The organism is Ruegeria sp. BK1 (assembly GCF_056535645.1).
Map to the genome: position 1 here is coordinate 2055887 of NZ_JBQFIS010000001.1, position 17069 is coordinate 2072955.

The following is a 17069-nucleotide window of genomic DNA, read 5'->3' on the forward strand; positions in this document are numbered from 1 at the left end:
GCTCCGATGATTTCAGTTTGGTTTTTCGGCAGCACGAACCCTAAACAGGTTCGGACTTTGAAGATTTCCCGGCACTCTTTGTAGCGGCTGCAACGTCATCAACTGTTTTCTCAACAGCTGCAACTTCGGTTTCAGTGACATAAGATGCACAGCGGGACACGGTTTCGAACCATTCCTGCGCGTCGGCAACCAACCGCTCAGCCGAATGGCGCTGCCATTCCGTCATACTCTGAAGCGCTTTCGTTGGATCGGACGGGTTCGCGGAAGACACTTTGCGTGCAGCTTGTAGAGCCGTCCGAACCGCCTCGTGACGCCGTTCGAACCAATGCTGCGCAAAGGCCTCTGTTTCTTCGAGCAATTTTTCTTGCGCGTCCCAAAATTGTTCGATCTGGGCGCCGAAGGCCGGATTGTCAGACATGGGCGGCTGCATTTGCTTGAAAACATCCACAAGTGAGGTCGAGCTATTTGTGCTAGATTTCTTTGTCGGCATCGAAAATTCCTCCTCGTTTCCTGAATGAGCTATTGTGCCACCTGCTGCGCGCTTTCGCCTTAATACAGATCAATATCCCTATTTTTAGGATCTTCAGCTTAGGCTGCGACGGGACATTCGCATTCTCTCCGACACCGGTTCCTAGCGGGCAGTGTTGGAGTTAGAGTAGTCTAGACAAGAACTTAACGCTTGGTTTTCTATGCACATTGCCGGCTTTCTGATTACCCTTGGCATCCTCTTCCTTGCCGGATTGGCGGCTGACCAACTTGGCCGGGCCACGCATCTTCCTCGTGTTACAACCTTACTTTTCCTCGGCCTGATCGCAGGGAACGCCGGAATTGGTTTGATCCCACTAGAAGTTGCAATGTGGTTCGACGAGATTTCCATTGTGGCCTTGACGATGGTCGCGTTTCTTCTTGGAGGTTCTTTGACCCGCGAGAACCTGGTTAGGCATGGTCGAGCCATCCTTACGATTTCAATTTCAATCGTGGTTGCAACCCTTGCTATTGTGTCTGCTGGACTGACCGCAATTGGCGTGCCCTTCGGGTTGGCGTTGGTGCTGGCGGCAATTGCTACGGCTACAGCTCCGGCCGCCATGACAGACGTGATCAATCAATCTGGGGTGTCCAACAGCTTCACCGAGACATTAAAGGGCGTCGTCGCAATTGATGACGCTTGGGGTCTGATCGTTTTCAGCATCGCCTTAGTTCTGGCCGGTCATTCGGATGGTTGGGCCACAGTCACGACCACAGCGATGTGGGATTTCGGAGGGGCTATTTTGTTGGGTGCCGCACTAGGCGTGCCATCCGCTTACCTGACCGGCCGCTTGAAACCGGGAGAGCCAATGCAGGCAGAAGCAGTGGGCATAGTCTTTCTGACAGCGGGCCTCGCGCTTTGGCTGGAGGTCTCATTCTTGGTAGCAGGCATGGTTGCGGGCGCAGTGATCGGGAATCTTGCCCGCCATCACGACCGTGCTTTTCATGAGATCGAGCACATTCAGTGGCCATTCATGATCCTGTTCTTCCTGCTGGCTGGCGCCACGTTGGATATTGAAGCCTTTGGCTTAATGGGCTGGGCTGGTGCACTTTTCCTGATCTTGCGCGCCGTAGCCCGCCTTGTCGGAGGTTACTGCGGAGCGAGACTTGGCGGCCTGCCTCGCCGTCAGGCCGGTTGGTTTGGTCCCGCTTTGTTACCACAGGCCGGTGTCGCGGTCGGAATGGCCCTTGTCGCCGGAGAGCAATTTCCGAATTGGGCCGCGTCGATCATGGCCTTTACCCTGGCCAGTACAGTTGCCTTCGAGGTGTTGGGGCCGCCTTTGACACTTATGTCAATCAGACGAACGGCTGACACGGATGAACCGATTGGTCCGTGACTATTCAGACTGGATCGATTCAAGAAAGGCGAGCAAATTCGCCAACGGCAAACCTACCATCATTGGTTGCCCACTAGGCAAAGCCACCGCAATTTGTTGGTCTGTCTCAAACACCGCACCAAAGATTGGCATTTCGCCGCCATGAGCGAGCAATTGTGAACGGCCATCAATCTGTTCAGCTATGCGATCTATCGGAAACACACCGCCGTTCTCACCAGCCAATTTGGTAAGGTCAGGTGTTCGAATAGCCAGCATTTCGGCCATTGGCCCGTCTCCGGTTGCTTCGAAACCGTGACATTGCCAGCAATACGTTCGGTACAATTCACTTCCTTCGCTGACGCTGACCTCCTGCGCTTGTGCAGGCCCCGTGGCGAACAGTGCCAGTAAAATCCCTCGATACGACCGCATATTCTCCTCCAAATCGCTGCCACAAATGATGATCCTATTAGACAGCACAGTTACGGAACGTCTTTGACCTTGCTCATGTTGCACGCGCCGAGTCTAATCCAGGCCAGCCGCCATCTACGCCATTTCTTCGTTGAGCTCACCACTATCGCGCCCTGACGGCACTCCTTCCAGTGCGTTCATGTGCCAGCGAATTCGCCAGAGGTGATAAGACACACGATGCAACCATCTGAGAGCATCCAGCCGAGCCCACACCACATCGTCCGGTAGACTGTCAGTTGCAGCGTCAGAGATGAGCAGGTCTCTGCGAAGTTTCCTCTGTCGTCGCAAAAAACGGCGAACGCGGTTCAGCGTGTTTTCGCACTGCACTGGATTGTCGATCTCCAAATAGCTACCAGTTGCTGCAATCAACACCGAAGCAAGCCGCTTCAAACGCTGGTCTTTTGGTAACTCGCTTATCCGATCATCTTGGCTACACCGGTAAAGCAGTCGGTCAAGATGGTCGAGGACATGGTACATACCCTTGATGCTGGATATCTCTGCGTCGGACCTGCTGGGCAGTTCAATCTTGTCTAGGTACGAGCGCGCTTCCGATACAGCAGTCTGAATGCTGCCCCGTCCATAATCGGGTCCGCTTGGCTGAGATGCCCCGATACATGACCGAAGGTGCGCCACTTCGGCCCTTACAATTTGTTCGACTGCAACTTTTGCTGCGCCCACAGCTATTTCTGGCATCCCGAGGACGAGAGGATCCAAAGATCTCGTCAACTCAGCCCCTTTGTTGGGTACGAGGGCCTCGACAAATCTGGCGAAGGGTTTCGCGAACGGCAGGATCAGCGCCACGCCTATGGCGTTGAAGAAGCTATGGAAAGCGACAAGCGCAGTCAGAGAGCTTCCAGCCCCCGACCCGCTTACAAAGACTGCAGTAAACGGCCCCAGCAGGAAAAATGCCAGTGCCCCTGTCATCACATTGTAGATCACATGAGCAAAACCGGTGCGGCGCGCCATCGTCCCACCGCCAAAGGTTGCCAAAACAGCGGTGAAAGTTGTCCCCACGTCCATTCCAATGACCAGAGCCGCCGCTTGGGGGAAGTTCACAGCACCGGCGCTCAACGCAGCTAACGCCGTTGCAACGCCAGCACTCGAAGACTGCGTCACCATCGTGATGAGGACGCCGATCAGTACAAGCTTCAACCTGCCCAGCAGTGTGTCTGGTGGAAAATCGGCAGGAGTAACTACGCCCTGAAATGCGTCCAACCCGGATTTGAGTTGTTCGATCCCAATGAAAATCAGACTGAACCCGGCCAATGCCAACCCAAGGCCGGAAACCGCTTTTCTTCCTGAAAGCGCCAGCAAAGCCCCAAAAAAAACAACAGGCAACATCACTTGCCCCAGGTCCAGCTTGAACCCCAAGAGCGCGACGAGCCAACCTGTCATGGTCGTTCCGATATTGGCCCCAAAGATGATCCCAAGCGCTTGGGGAAACGTGAGCAGACCAGACGCGACAAATCCAACGGCCGCAACGGTGGTCGCACTGGAAGATTGGATTGCAGCTGTCGTGACTGCACCTGTTACAGCCCCGGTAAACGGTGTCGACGTGAACCGGCCCAGAATATCTCGCAATTTCGCCCCTGCCAAAGTCTTCAAACCGTCGGTCATCAACAGCATGCCGACAAGGAACAGGCCGATGCCGCCTAAGGCCGGTAACAGGTTCCAGAACATCACGAATTGCTTTCCACCCTAAATCTCAAACCGCCTAACGTGTTTGCTTTGCCTTTAAGTCCGACGGCAAACGACAGGTGGTTTGCACTCAGCCTCGCAGACCCGCCCCCCCGAGTTGGTTGACATAGATCAAAGCATCATAATGAATCACATAGTGAAATACGAATGTTTTAACGTGTCTACGTTCACCGACCTGTCCCCAAGCAAACACAAAGGTGAACGGAATTTTGTCGGAGCGGAAGCTCCACCCAAGGGGGCTCGGCAGGAGTGGTGGCGAGCCCCCAGTTAATCGATCGGTGCCCAACGCGCCCAGACATTGAAACACAAGGCCTTCGATGCAGCATTGACCATCGGATTAATCCGTTCCGCTAATCGCGGACGAAAACGAGAAGGACGCCACTGGCGATGTTCTGAATCGGCAGTTGTTGGAAACACTTATGAACTCTGTTGATCCAAACGAACAGAAACTCAGACGGGCTCTTACTACCCCGTTGCTCACGCTTTATGGCCTTGGGGTAACGGTCGGAGCGGGCATTTACGTTTTAGTCGGTGCAACAGCAGACATTGCCGGACCGTTTGCGGCCTTGTCGTTCGTCGTAGCCGCCCTCGTCGTATCGCTCACCGCGCTTTCCTATGCAGAACTCGCAACTCGATTTCCTGTGAGCGCAGGTGAAGCGGCCTATGTTGAAGCGGGATTTCAGAAAAGATGGATGGCGGTTTTCGTTGGGCTTGCGGTGGCAGCCTCAGGCGTTATCTCCGCCTCTGCCGTTGCAATTGGCGCAGCATCATACCTTCATGCTTTGACCGGTTTTACGATCCCTGTTTTGACCGTCAGCGTCGTTTTGGTCATGGGTCTAATCGCGCTTTGGGGGATCACCGAGTCAGTCTTTGTTGCGGCTGTCATCACGATCATCGAGATCGCAGGTCTTCTCTTTGTGATCGGCTGGGGCATGTCGATTCAGGATCCGCAGGGATACGGGGTAAGTTCGATGCTTCCCCCGCTGGAACTCGACGCGTGGAGAGGTATTTTCGCGGCATCGCTTCTCGCCTTCTTTGCATTTGTTGGCTTCGAGGACATGGCCAATGTCGCGGAAGAGGTGAAAGACCCAGTGCACACCATCCCAAAAGCGATTTTGCTAACGCTCGTTCTGGCAACCGTGTTGTATCTGGGAACTTCAATGACGGTCCTACTTGTTGTTCCGATTGATGTTCTTTCGACGTCCGCAGCACCTCTCGCGCTTGTGTTCTCAAACGCCCCTGAGATGATTAAACAGGGCTTTTCCGCGGTCGCGATTGTAGCGACGGTCAATGGCGTACTGATCCAGATGATTATGGCCTCGCGGGTGATCTACGGACTCGCTGACCGTGACCATCTGCCGAAGGTTCTGGCGATTGTCCCGAAAGCAACGCAGACACCAGTTGTTGCTACTTTGCTGGTCGTCGCGATCATCGTACTGCTGACCCAAACTATGCCGATTGGTACTCTGGCAGAGCGCACATCCCAGATCGTTCTGGGCGTCTTTGTGCTCGTCAACATTTCTCTGATCCTGCTGAAGATGCGGCCGGACGAGGCTGTCAAGCACTTCCGCGTTCCTCTTGTGGTACCGATCCTTGGCGTGATCACCAGTGCATTGCTTTTCGGATCTGGATTTCTCTAACTAAATACATCGACCCAAAGGCTTCCAAGAGCTACCACGGCATATGACGACCGACCAAACTTCCATAAGATCAAAACTCTCGGGCTGGTGGCATAGAACCTTTGTGGATCTGGTTCAGCAGCTGCAATGGTCCTATTTGCCGCCATTAATGGTCTATTTCGCGGCCGGCGTGTCCGGCCTGACCTCGGTCGTCGGCGCTTTTTTCCTAAAAGACTATCTTGATTTATCCGCCTCTTTCGTTGCAGGACTGGCATTTTGGGCCGGCATCCCTTGGATCCTCAAAATGCCGCTTGGTCATGTCGTGGACCTGTTTTGGCGCTGGAAGTCCCTGCTGATCCTGTTTGGCGCATCCCTGATCACGTTGTCTTTGCTCACAATGTACGGTCTCGTGACCGCGCCTGCCGTGATGTCCAATTTCATGCCACTGGAAGACTGGTATGTCCTAGCCCTGCTGCTGGCGCCTTCAGGCTATGCCATTCAAGACGTAGTTGCGGATGCCATGACGGTCGAAGCGGTCCCCAAGGTTAACCAGCACGGCCTCCCGTTTACGCCTGAAGAAACCCGTGCACAGCACACGACAATGCAAACCTTGGGCAGAGTTTCGATCATTTCCGGGTTTGCGGCGGTTGCGGCTGTGAACATCTGGATTTTCTCTGGAACTGATGGTCTGCAAAAATCCGAGCGCCTTGCGCTTTATGGCCAAGTGTACCTGATAGCTCTGGCCATCCCGGTGTTGTCGGTCAGCGGGGTCGTTCTTCACAGCTTGATCCAGCGTCAACTTGCCAGGCGGGGTCATCCGCCCCACACACCGGATGAAGTCACAGAAGTCAAATGGTCCATTTTGCTGGGTGGCTTTGCATTCGTTTTGCTTAGCATCGTGCTGGGAACCGCAGATTTTGAATTTGCGCAAGAGACTGTTTTTGCAGTTTCTTTGACGGTAATTCTGTACCTGATGTCGCGTCTGCTGAAGGAGCTGGAACCAGCCCAAGCCAAGGCCCTGATCGGGACGGCAACAATCATTTTTGTTTTCCGTGCCATGCCGCTACCAGGGCCAGGCCTGACTTGGTTTGAAATCGATGAACTGGGGTTCGATGAACAGTTCCTGGCAATCCTGGCTTTATTGACTTCGCTGCTGGCGTTGCTGGGGTTAATTGTTCTCCGACCGTTTATGGCCAACCGTTCCATTGCGCATGTGGTCGTATTGCTGACAATCGCTGCAGGCGTTCTCGCCCTGCCAAACCTTGCCCTCTACTACGGCGTACATGAATGGACAGCCGCGCGTACCGGCGGAGTTGTCGATGCAAGGTTCATCGCCATTCTTGATACAGCCGTTGAATCGCCGCTTGGGCAGATCGCCATGGTCCCGATGTTGGCTTGGATCGCCCGCAATGCACCCGTTCAGTTGAAAGCGACCTTTTTTGCGGTGATGGCATCGTTCACAAACATGGCATTGTCGGCCAGCAGCCTCAGCACCAAGTACCTCAACCAGACATACGTCGTCACACGCGCTGTCACCAACCCTGAGACCGGTGAGGTCACTTCAACCGCAGACTACAGTCAACTTGGATACTTGCTGATCTCCGTGGCCGTGATCTCAGTGATCGTTCCACTGGCCACTGTGTTCTTTGTTCAAAACTCGCGCTTCCGAACGAGCGAATAGTCACTGGCTTTCGACCTCTTCTAGCAGAGCTCTGAGATGTGAAACCGGGACGCCGATGTTTGAGCCACCAAATTCGGGCAGGATCGCAGCATTGATGGCAACGACCTCGCCCCGCCGATTCAATGCTGGCCCCCCGCTCCCACCGGTCGTGGTCTCGGCGTCGTAAACGATGGCACTCTCACTTGTCCGTGCAACGATCCCCCGGCTTGCCAGTGGGTGAATCTTGCTTTGAGTAGAAAGCCGGGACGCGATCGACCAAAAGTTCAGCGTTCCTTCTGCCTCCAGATCCTCTAGAAAGCCCGGACCAGCCTGCGCAATCAAAGCTTTCAAACCCGTTGGATACCCCAATAGATACAGCTCTTCACCGACGCGCGACGCGGCGTCTGCTAAAGGAATTCCGAGGTCCTGAACGCGGCTTGGCTCAACTGCCAAAATCGCCAAGTCTGCCGCTTCGCTGAACCGAACCAAACGCGCCTCTATTGGTTCCGTTTGATCAGGCAAATAGGCCAGCAGCCTCAACATCTCAGGCTCAAGACCAGCGTCACTCAATGCTTTCTCTCGGTTCCCCGAAGTCCAAGGCAAAGCAACATGGCGGTTGGTAGTCATTAACGGTACGCCAGCAATCAAAAACCCGGTTCCGGTGAACTGAAATTCTGCAGGTTCGCCGGCCCCATCCGGTTCGATCCAAGGCTGGCCGAATGGGGTTTTCAGGTTTTCTCCGTTCGGTCCCAATACATGCCGCAATATCTTCCCGCTTTCCACGTGACGCAATCCATAGGCCCCCTGAAGGAAAGCGACGGATCGGGCCGAGGCAGCGATGACCCGCGTGGGGGCTCCGGCCCGCTGTTCCAAGGTTCCAAGACGCTGCTCGGTCGACAGAACCTGGTTCTCAAAAGCGTCACGCAAAGAAGCCAAGTCATCAGGCGTAAGTGCATCTTCTCGCGTCTGGGCGAGCATAACCGCGACCGCTTCGATCTTGCGGGACTCCTGTTCGATACTGTCCGCCAAACGCCGATCGTTTTGGTAAAGAAGATACCCAAACCCCGCGATCAAAAGGAGCGTTGCAAGTACTGTGATCCTGAAAAGTATCGTGGTCTGAGACGCAAGCCGCCACCCGCCGTCGCGCAGGGCACCAGACATCTTTTTGGCGAAGGGTCGACGGCTCGTTCGGGTATAAGCATATGCGTCGCTGAGGATATCCTCGACTGTATGGTGCGCGGGAAATGAGTGATCGCACAACCTGTACCGAGACATGGGGCCCTTTTCTCCGAACTCAATCATGTCACCATGATTAAGAGACGTCGAAGAAGTTTTTTGCCCGTTCACCCACAGATTGCGTCCCGCTGTAGCGGTTATCGTGTAACGATCGTCAGCCCACTGAAGGGTAGCTATATCGTTGTCATGAGGAGGCAGGTCCTCTTTAAGACGCAGGCTTAGCACCCTGCCTTCACTAACAGAGACAGTCAGGGCATTGTCGACAAGCCAGTTCACGTTTCCGCGCGATGGACCTGTAAGGCTCTCCAGAAAGGCCCGCACCTCGCCTTCACCACCATTCACTGAGGGTATCATGTCGCTCACTTTTGGTTTGCGCATTGTGGCCCCCTATCCAAACGCGTGAGGGCATTCTACCACGCCGCAACACCAAACCCATGGTTTGACGCGAATGTACAAAAAAGCTCATTTAAACAAGCACCTGCGATGTCTGCCCGGATTCAACCAAAAACAACTATCAGACCACAGTTCGAAGAAGGCCGATCCATGATCGGCCCTCTGCTTTGGCATTTTCAAGCACCGCATCACGCCAACAGTCTGTCTATTTCGACGATACCTTGATCTTACGGCTTGGATCCTGAGGCTCACTCTTCGGCATTTGAATACGCAGAACACCCTTGTCGAATGTTGCTGAAACCTTGTCGACTTCCACAGTATCTGGCAGCGACATGGCTCTGGAAAAGCTGCCGTAGCTTCTTTCGCTGACACGCAGATCGCCCGTTTCGTCATGCGCAATCTTCTTCTGACCGCGCAGGATTAGCCTGCGATCCTTGATTTCAATTTCCACATCATCCTCTTCGAGCCCCGGCAATTCAGCCGTAAGGACTATCGCAGAATCCGTCTCTTGGACATCGATTGCCGGAGATATCGCGCCTGTCATATCAAGAGACGGAAAACCCGTGCGTTGCGCAGCCGTTTCCATGGGTAGGAAAGGCGATCCTCCCCCAAAAAACCGCGACATCAGAGTTTCCATTTCACGTCGAAAATCGTCGGAGAGCGGATGCGTTCCAGTGAAAAGTTGCGGGGACTTTTTGTCTTCTAGCATTTTTTGAGCCTCCTCCTTTGGTCGGATTTCGCGCGCGCAATATTATGACAGGAAAAGCGGTCAATGACCTTGATCTTGCGCAAGCATGCAGCCTCGGCTTTAGCCAGATCGCACGTACCGACCGGACGAACAGAAACGGGAACAGTCGGCAAACATACTTGCCCTGTCTTGCCGCAATTCAGACCAATCTCAGTAGTCTTGATCGGAGCCCCATGTCAGCTTAGCGTTTATTCTGAATGAGCCCGGGTTGCTTACCTTTAGAAATTTGGAGCAAAGCCGTATGAAATGGCCTTATCTGGCGCTGATGTACGTTTTGCTGATCTTGACCCCCTTGGGGTTTTCCTGGTCTCTGGGATGGCAACCGCGATCATTTCATCAAGAGCTCGCGTCCGGGCTTGGAATGCTTGCTTTTTCAATAATACTAGTTGAGTTCTTGCTGTCTGGGCGGTTCAGATTCATCTCTTCCGGTCTGGGTATGGATGTGACCATGCGGGTGCATCAGATGATGGCGCGTACAGCGCTTGGCTTCGCGCTAATACACCCGCTGCTGTACCAGGGTACGCCATCTGGCGGACGCCGCCCGTGGGATGAAACAAGTCAACTTACTATTTCGACCGACTTTTCTGCCCTGGCGTCGGGCATCGGCGCATATTTTTTACTGTTCATTCTGGTCGCCTCGGCAATTGCCCGTAAATCCCTTGATTACAAGTACGAGACATGGCGCCTCTTGCACGGGCTGGGAGCCTTGGTGATTGCCTGCCTGCTGTTGCACCACACGGTCTATGCTGGGCGCTACGGTGGACATCCGCTAATGACGTTTCTCTGGCTTGCCCTGACCACTATTGCTGTAGGGACCTTGCTGTATGTCTATCTCGTTCACCCTTTGCGTCAGAGGAAAAGGCCGTGGCGCGTTACTTCTGTGTCTCGACTAACACCGAGGCAATGGGAGTTGCGCCTCAAGCCCGATGGTCACACCGGACTAACTTTCGAAGCAGGGCAGTTTGCTTGGCTAAATGTCGGCCACAGTGCTTTCTCGCTGCACGAAAACCCATTCTCGATTAGTTCAGCACCAGCTGAAGGCCCCGAAGTGTCCTTTGTGATTAAGGAACTTGGGGATTTCACATGCGGTCTCGGACAAATTGCTCCGTGCACCCCGGTCTATCTGGATGCCCCACACGGAAATTTGTCGATCAGCCACCGTCCTGAGAAAGGCATCGTTCTGATCGCAGGTGGTGTGGGTATCGCGCCGATGTTGAGCATCACGCGACAGGTTCGGTTGAGTGATACACAGCGGGATCTCAAGCTTATCTATGGCAACCGCGTGGAGGAGCAGATTGTTTATCCTCAGGAGTTGTCCAAGGAAGAAACTGTATTTGTTCTATCCGAACCGCCAAAGGATTGGTCAGGAGAAACAGGTTTAATCGACGGTCCCCTGTTGGACCGCAATTTGTCTTCTGAACAATTTGAAAGCTGGCTTTTTGTTCTCTGCGGCCCGCCTGCCATGATGGACGCCGTGGAAGATCATCTGATCACGCGGGGCACCGCGCCCCATCGGATTTTGTCTGAAAGGTTCGACTATGATTAGATTGCTTAGAAACCTGCCCGCACGCCAACAGGTGAAATTCGCAGTGTGGTTTATCAACTTTGCAATCTTTGTCGCTGTCTTGGCCTTTTCCTTAAGGTAGCCATACGGACCATTGGGCCTTGGCTAGCCTTGTAATTGCCAGCCGAAAAAAGGCAGATTTTCTTGCAGATGCATGCCGTTACGAATTTCCTTAAAAACAAGCTTTGCTTGGACAGACAGGACGCACCACAACTCTCCCAAGTAACGCCTTTGATGGAGATCAAGGGCAACACACACCACTTATTCATAATTGGAAATCTATTCAGACCGATTTATGGGAGGATCGGAATGACCGTACTCATCGCCTTCGCTACAGTCGAAGGTCAGACGGCAAAGATTGCGCGTTTCATCGGCGATATCGTGAAGGAAGCCGGCTTCAACACACGGCTGATCAATACTGACGAAATGCACGACCACGTGTCGCTTGACGATGTGGCCAAGGTCATTCTCTTGGCTCCGGTCCACGAGCGTAGGCACCCCGAGTCCTTTGAGGCTTATGTCGCGTCAAATAGAGATGCCTTAATGAAACGAAAATCTCTCGTGCTTTCCGTCGGTCTAAAGGCAGCTTTTGCTTCAGGTCGAGAGGAAGCGCGCGACTATCTCAAAGAAATGCTTATGCGAACAGGATTGGAACCAAATGCGACGGCATTGATCGCAGGCGCGGTGAGGCCCGAAAGCTACGGATATTTTGAGAGGGAAATCCTAAAACACGTCGTCTTGCTGGGTCGAAAAATCGATCCACGAGATGGAGCGCGGGAGTTTACTGATTGGGACGAATTAACGTCTATTGTGATAGATTTCCTTGGTGGAAACGGCCGGGCCAATCAGCATCAATCTCAAGCGATATCCTAGTAACAGCTGGCTACTCTCGTACTTACCAGAAAATCACAGTCGCCGGTTCACTTCATCAGTGTCCGAAAAGCACTGGCAACCCTGTCTGCTCCAACATTGCTTGCGTCGTTCCACCAAAGAGTGACTCACGCAGATGGGAATGCCCATAAGCGCCCATAACAACGAGATCGGCCCCCAATTCTGTTGCGCGATCCTGAATGCAGTGTTCGATCGAGTCCCCACCACATGGAAACTGCGACACGGTCACTTTGCAACCGTGATGACGGAGCCATCCAGCAACCTCAGTTCCAGGCTCTTCGCCTTCGACGTCATCAGACGACCGCAAATCAAAACACCCAACCACAACTTCCTTGGCCGCCAGAAAAAAGGGTAAAGCTAAATGCGCAGCCCTGGACGCAGGCAGGCTATCATTCCATGCCAAAACAATGCGTTCACGTTGGGCAAACGGGTCTCCATTGATCATCAGGGCGACCGGTGAATGGAACAATACTCCGTACGCGACCTTATGAAACAAATCGGGATCTTTTCGCAACTCAGCGTCAAGAAAGGCGATATCACAGCGTTTGGCTTGGCCTGCCACAAGATGCTGTAACTCTGTTCCAGATCCAATAAAGGCGTTTACATTTGCCGATACACCCCGCGCGGCCAGAAGCGCTTCAACTTCGGTGGCGCGGGACTTCAAGGCAGCATTTCTTGCGTTAAGGACATCCAACCAGTTTGAAGGAAGACCCGCCTCAACGAACCTGTTTGATCCATACTTTAGGTAAGGCAGTTTAGGTAAAGCTGCGATCACTACGCAATTCAAGTGGCCGTTCTGGGTACGGGCAGTTTCCGCGCATTCCAATATCGACGCATCGTCAGCATCGACTCCTACATAATATACCACTGTTCTGTGTTGCATTCCCGACCTCCGTCCGGGATTTCACTTCGTCCAAGACTCGTGTGCACTGACTAGGTCAACAAAGAAACAATGTTGTCGGTCGCGATTCTTACTTCGGCAGCATGAAGAACTCTTCCAGCACAATCTTGCCTTCTGCCACTGAATACACAGCGATCTCGCGCAGGGTCATACGCTCTCCGGTAGCCTTCTGAATCACTTCAGCCCTGAAGCGCACTCCAAAACGGTTGGGCGGGTGGACATAAGGGCCATCCACGTCGAGTTCCTGGATTTCGTGCGAGGCCAACCAATCTTCTCTCTTCCCCTTGATGGCTTCTCGCCCCTTAGAAACGCGGAACTGTCTGACCGGAGGCACAACTGCCTCAATCGATTGAGCGTTTTCGGCATACATTTCATCAACACTTCCAAGGCCTCTGCGCTCACGCATGGACTGGACGAGCGATCTTCCGATTTCAACTAACTCTTCCATGAATTTCCCCCTAGATTACCATTGACTGTACCACGTCTTCCCCGCGCTTATCTTGACAAGGATCAATGAGCGTATCTCCCTAACAGCCGGGCGCCGCTCGCAAACTCGGCACTTGTTCGCATAGGCAATCTATTCGCTGCAATGCCCTGGAAGACGCCGTTCTGGATTTGCTTCGTCAGAGTCTGATGCAGCCCGACGCAGTGGCAGCTTTTATCAAGTCCTTCAGCGAAGCCGCCAACGCGGAAGCAGGCACAGCGGAGGTAGCCCGGACCCGTCTACAGTCCGAGCGGGACAAAGCGGCGCGTAAACTGAATGGGTTTTAAGAGACAATCGCAGGGGGCATTCGCACCCCCGGAGATGCAAGCCAGGCTTGAAGAGCTCTTCCCGCGGGGGTGATGTGAACGCGCCGCTCTCCGAGCCTGCGTTTTCACCGGTGCGACTACACCCGAACCTGTCCGAGCTCTATCGCTCCAATGTTGCTAGTCTTGCACATGCGTTATCGGACCCGTCGATCCTCACAGGAGCTTTGGATATCATCCGGGTCCTTATCGAACGGGTCACGGTCCTGCATGAGAGGGACGGCGTTCAGATCGAACTCCAGGGTGCCGTGGCAGCGATGATTGGGTTGGCCCAGAATGAACTAAAGTCGCCGTGAGGCGGCATGTTCGGCATTTTGTTAACCGTGTTGGTTTCTGGAGTATGCTTTGGCGCACTTGCTTTGAGGTTTTGAGCCTGACGCGGTGGCGACGTTAAGCACTTGATCCGGGGGATCAATTTTAGTCTGACCGGGCTGTGTAGGGGATTTCTGACGCTGGTTGCGGGAGCAGGATTTGGCCTTTGCCGAACGTCCGCAAAATTGACGTCCTAACGATACTGCTGTGCACAGTTTTTAATTCATCATGATGAGTTGAAAAGTTTGGTTCAATAGAAGTCGGCGAACGAGTTGGCGTTAAAAGGTCACCCAAATCTCATCGGCTTTCTTTTCCTTTGAGAACGGCGTAGTCCAAGACTGATATACTTTAGCGCAGCCCTGATCAGAGCCGATACAGAACATTATCGTAATTGGAAGATTGGACGTGTGCACCACCGGCATTATTGGGGCCGGTGATTTAATCCTCGCGAAACGCACGCTGAAAATACAGGGTGAGCGGTTGCGTCAGATAACTTAGCGGAGTCCGGTTCTCGGTCTTGAGGAAGGCTTCGGCCGGCATGCCTGGAACAAGTGAGACATTTTCCAAAGCCTCGACCGCGGCCGCTTCGGGCATGAGGATCGCTTCGTAGTACGCTACGCCTGTGGCTTCATCTTGTGCAGCGTCAGCGGCAACGCGGACGACTTTCCCCGCAACTTCCGGCGTCGTGCGTCGATTGAACGTCGTGAACATCAGCGAAACGTCCTGACCGGTGTAGACCTGCTCGATATCTGTCGGTGAGATCCTTGCGGACACGTGAAGCGGTTGATCCCCTGGCACGATATACATCATCGGATCGGCTGCCCGAACTACAGACTGTTCCGCAAAGACGCTTGATCCAAAGGTAATGCCGGCGACAGGCGCCCGGACATCAAGGCGGGACAGCCTTTCGATAAGCCCAAGGCGCTTCTCGACCAATTCGAGTTTATTGTAACCTAAGTCCCTTAGTCGGCTTATTGCTTCTTCGCGGCGTTGGTCAAAAAGAGTAAGTCGCTGGATTTCCAAGCCTGATATCTTTGCGCGCGCCTCGGCGACGCGCGCCGTCAGACTGCCGATTTCTCCTTCGAGCCTAGCTTGGGCGCGTTGCAATTCAAGAAGGCGCGACGCTTTCGTCAGCCCCTGATCAAAGAGGTTTTGTACATCAGCCAGTTCCTGCTCGATGAGCTTGAGTTGGCGATCAAGTGCCCTGCGCTGCGCCTCTACGCCTTCAATTTGCTGTGCAACTTGAGCTTTCTGTTCAGAAATTTGCTGGGCGTTCTGCGCGAGTGATATGCGACGCGCTTCAAAAAGACGTTTCTGCCCTTCCATTTGCTCTGTGATTTTGCCCTCAGGCAGTTACATCAGGTCTGGAGGAGTGTCGAATGTCACGCTCTCAGTGTCGTCACGCTCGGCTTCGAAGCGCGCCATGCGCGCGAATATTTCCAAGAGCTGACCTTCGACGATCTCGAGTTCATTTTTGAGAAATGTATCGTCGAACCGCACAAGCACATCGCCGGCAGCCATTAGATCGCCATCGCGCGCGAAAATAGCCCAACCACCCCACCGTCTGGATGCTGGATCGCCTGCCGCTCGCTTTCAACCTCGATCACCCCGGAGGCCACCACGGCACCGGCAATCTGCGTCTTGACGCTCCAAACCCCAAGGACACCCAACATCACGATGATCGCCGTTGCACCAATTGTGGTTGGCACGACGGCACTCCAGCTCTCTTTATGTTCTGACATCAGCTTGTCTTTCCGCTGACGACGCTTTGAACCTGGTTGGCATTCTTCAACGTCGACTTAAAAACTTCGTCTCGCGGGCCCTGCGCCGCGACTTTACCCTGGTCCAGAATAACCATGTTGTTACACTCTGAGATCGCCGTCGATCGATGGGTCATAATAACAACAGCTCTGTTGTCCGCCTTCATTTCCCGCACGACCGAGTTCAGGGCCTCAGATCCATCAGCATCCAGTGCCGAGTTCGGCTCGTCGAGAACCAAAAGCACGGGGTCGCGATAAAGCGCGCGAGCCAATGCAAGCCGTTGCTTTTGTCCACCCGACAATTGCGCATCGTGGGTTCCGATCCGAGTATTGTACCCGTCGGGGAGTCTCTGAATAATGTCGTGCACTCGCGCTTTTTTGGCGGCCTTGATGACAAGTTCAGAATCCGGGTTTAGGTCCATTAGCGCTATGTTTTCGGCGACACTACCTTCAAAAGCACAACGTCCTGTGGAAGATAGCCAATGTGCCGACCCAATTGATCCGGGCCACAATGTTCCAGCTTAGCCCCATTTAGACGCACCTCACCGGCGACGGGCGTCAAAAGACCTACGATCGCGCGGGCAAGAGTGGTTTTGCCGGAGCCGCTCTTTCCGATTACACCGAGCGATTCTCCTGGCGAAACCTCGACCTTCACGTATTTCAGGATCGGTTCATCGCCTCGGCGGACAACAAAAGACACATTATTGACAGGGAGTTTGGCCCCGGGTTGCGATAACTCAAGAGGTGGCTCACGCTCGCAGTTGTCGGCAAGATAGGTATTCAGGCGCTTCCCGCTAGATAGCGCATTCTGCACGATTTACCAGCTTCCAAGACTCTGCTCGACCGGTGCGAGAGCACGGCCCATCAGAATAGAGGCCGCAATCATGGCTCGTGCGCTGATTTCATTTCGTAAAACGAGCCAGGCGCCAACCGCCAGATTTGCAGATTGAAGGAAGAGCCTGAATGCTTTGCTACTGGCGGTGAAAGAGCCCGTCCAATCGGTGGCAGCGATCGTACGTTTAACACCTTCCGCTCGCATGTCTTGCCAGCGCTTTACCATTGCTTGCGACATGCCCTGTGCCCAGATGAGTTCGCCCCCTTCTTCGGCTTGAGCCGCGAAGCGATCTGCCCGGTGTGAGAGCCCGTTGGCCTCGGTAAGCCTTTGTAAGTT

19 protein-coding genes are annotated in these 17069 nt (G+C 53.8%); 6 read left to right on the forward strand and 13 right to left on the reverse strand.

The window, feature by feature from the left end:
* Positions 1-40: 40 nt before the first annotated feature.
* On the reverse strand, positions 41-490 hold the full coding sequence (locus tag ACR3E7_RS10350; RefSeq protein ID WP_480505689.1) for a phasin family protein: 450 nt from the start codon (positions 488-490) through the stop codon (positions 41-43).
* A gap of 199 nt (positions 491-689) precedes the next feature.
* On the opposite strand from ACR3E7_RS10350, the gene ACR3E7_RS10355 reads away from it, so the two are divergent.
* Positions 690-1862, forward strand: coding sequence for a cation:proton antiporter (locus ACR3E7_RS10355; RefSeq protein ID WP_480505688.1), 1173 nt, complete (start codon positions 690-692; stop codon positions 1860-1862).
* Here ACR3E7_RS10355 and ACR3E7_RS10360 read toward each other — a convergent pair whose 3' ends face one another.
* The gene (locus ACR3E7_RS10360) at positions 1863-2270 is read right to left on the reverse strand and encodes a c-type cytochrome (protein WP_170791643.1); all 408 of its coding nucleotides are present in this window, start codon (positions 2268-2270) and stop codon (positions 1863-1865) included.
* 114 nt (positions 2271-2384) lie between these two features.
* Positions 2385-3989 (reverse strand): Na/Pi cotransporter family protein, encoded by a 1605-nt coding sequence (locus tag ACR3E7_RS10365; RefSeq protein ID WP_480505685.1) that lies wholly within the window; start codon positions 3987-3989, stop codon positions 2385-2387.
* A gap of 437 nt (positions 3990-4426) precedes the next feature.
* Here ACR3E7_RS10365 and ACR3E7_RS10370 point away from each other — a divergent pair, with 437 nt between their 5' ends.
* Together ACR3E7_RS10370 and ACR3E7_RS10375 are read left to right on the forward strand one after the other, a co-directional pair.
* Positions 4427-5647: an APC family permease gene (locus ACR3E7_RS10370; protein WP_480505683.1), complete on the forward strand. Its 1221-nt coding sequence runs from the start codon at positions 4427-4429 to the stop codon at positions 5645-5647.
* Between the two features lie 43 nt (positions 5648-5690).
* Positions 5691-7307, forward strand: coding sequence for an MFS transporter (locus ACR3E7_RS10375; RefSeq protein WP_480505681.1), 1617 nt, complete (start codon positions 5691-5693; stop codon positions 7305-7307).
* On the opposite strand, the gene ACR3E7_RS10380 is transcribed toward ACR3E7_RS10375, so the two are convergent.
* Together ACR3E7_RS10380 and ACR3E7_RS10385 are read right to left on the reverse strand one after the other, a co-directional pair.
* On the reverse strand, positions 7308-8900 hold the full coding sequence (locus ACR3E7_RS10380; protein ID WP_480719404.1) for a trypsin-like peptidase domain-containing protein: 1593 nt from the start codon (positions 8898-8900) through the stop codon (positions 7308-7310).
* A 220-nt stretch (positions 8901-9120) separates the two neighbouring features.
* The gene (locus ACR3E7_RS10385) at positions 9121-9624 is read right to left on the reverse strand and encodes an Hsp20/alpha crystallin family protein (protein WP_480505677.1); all 504 of its coding nucleotides are present in this window, start codon (positions 9622-9624) and stop codon (positions 9121-9123) included.
* Positions 9625-9904: 280 nt separating this feature from the next.
* Between ACR3E7_RS10385 and ACR3E7_RS10390 the strand changes: the two genes are divergently transcribed.
* Entirely contained in the window at positions 9905-11209 is a 1305-nt protein-coding gene (locus ACR3E7_RS10390; RefSeq protein WP_480505675.1) for a ferredoxin reductase family protein, read from the forward strand.
* Positions 11210-11536: 327 nt separating this feature from the next.
* Entirely contained in the window at positions 11537-12100 is a 564-nt protein-coding gene (locus ACR3E7_RS10395) for a flavodoxin domain-containing protein (protein ID WP_480505673.1), read from the forward strand.
* 55 nt (positions 12101-12155) lie between these two features.
* Here the strand turns inward: ACR3E7_RS10395 and ACR3E7_RS10400 are convergent, their stop codons facing one another.
* Both ACR3E7_RS10400 and ACR3E7_RS10405 read right to left on the reverse strand, forming a co-directional pair.
* A complete protein-coding gene (locus tag ACR3E7_RS10400) occupies positions 12156-13001 on the reverse strand; it encodes a universal stress protein (protein ID WP_480505671.1) in 846 nt (281 codons plus the stop codon).
* A gap of 88 nt (positions 13002-13089) precedes the next feature.
* Positions 13090-13467 carry a SnoaL-like domain-containing protein gene (locus ACR3E7_RS10405; protein WP_480505669.1) on the reverse strand — a complete coding sequence of 126 codons (378 nt, stop codon included), beginning with the start codon at positions 13465-13467 and terminating at the stop codon, positions 13090-13092.
* Positions 13468-13864: 397 nt separating this feature from the next.
* Between ACR3E7_RS10405 and ACR3E7_RS10410 the strand changes: the two genes are divergently transcribed.
* Positions 13865-14122: a hypothetical protein gene (locus ACR3E7_RS10410; RefSeq protein ID WP_480503605.1), complete on the forward strand. Its 258-nt coding sequence runs from the start codon at positions 13865-13867 to the stop codon at positions 14120-14122.
* 454 nt (positions 14123-14576) lie between these two features.
* On the opposite strand, the gene ACR3E7_RS10415 is transcribed toward ACR3E7_RS10410, so the two are convergent.
* The 6 genes from ACR3E7_RS10415 to ACR3E7_RS10440 are packed head-to-tail and all read right to left on the reverse strand — an operon-like array spanning position 14577 to position 16970.
* Positions 14577-15464 (reverse strand): HlyD family type I secretion periplasmic adaptor subunit, encoded by an 888-nt coding sequence (locus ACR3E7_RS10415; RefSeq protein WP_480503606.1) that lies wholly within the window; start codon positions 15462-15464, stop codon positions 14577-14579.
* A 27-nt stretch (positions 15465-15491) separates the two neighbouring features.
* Positions 15492-15659 (reverse strand): hypothetical protein, encoded by a 168-nt coding sequence (locus tag ACR3E7_RS10420; protein ID WP_480503607.1) that lies wholly within the window; start codon positions 15657-15659, stop codon positions 15492-15494.
* Entirely contained in the window at positions 15659-15880 is a 222-nt protein-coding gene (locus tag ACR3E7_RS10425) for a hypothetical protein (protein WP_480503608.1), read from the reverse strand. Before ACR3E7_RS10425 ends, ACR3E7_RS10420 begins: the two co-directional genes overlap by 1 nt.
* Positions 15880-16320 carry an ATP-binding cassette domain-containing protein gene (locus tag ACR3E7_RS10430; RefSeq protein WP_480503609.1) on the reverse strand — a complete coding sequence of 147 codons (441 nt, stop codon included), beginning with the start codon at positions 16318-16320 and terminating at the stop codon, positions 15880-15882. The genes ACR3E7_RS10425 and ACR3E7_RS10430 overlap by 1 nt, the downstream gene beginning before the upstream one ends.
* Before the next feature lie 5 nt (positions 16321-16325).
* A complete protein-coding gene (locus ACR3E7_RS10435; RefSeq protein ID WP_480503610.1) occupies positions 16326-16712 on the reverse strand; it encodes an ATP-binding cassette domain-containing protein in 387 nt (128 codons plus the stop codon).
* Between the two features lie 3 nt (positions 16713-16715).
* Positions 16716-16970, reverse strand: a complete 255-nt coding sequence (locus tag ACR3E7_RS10440; RefSeq protein WP_480503611.1) for a hypothetical protein — start codon at positions 16968-16970, stop codon at positions 16716-16718.
* Between the last annotated feature and the right edge of the window lie 99 nt (positions 16971-17069).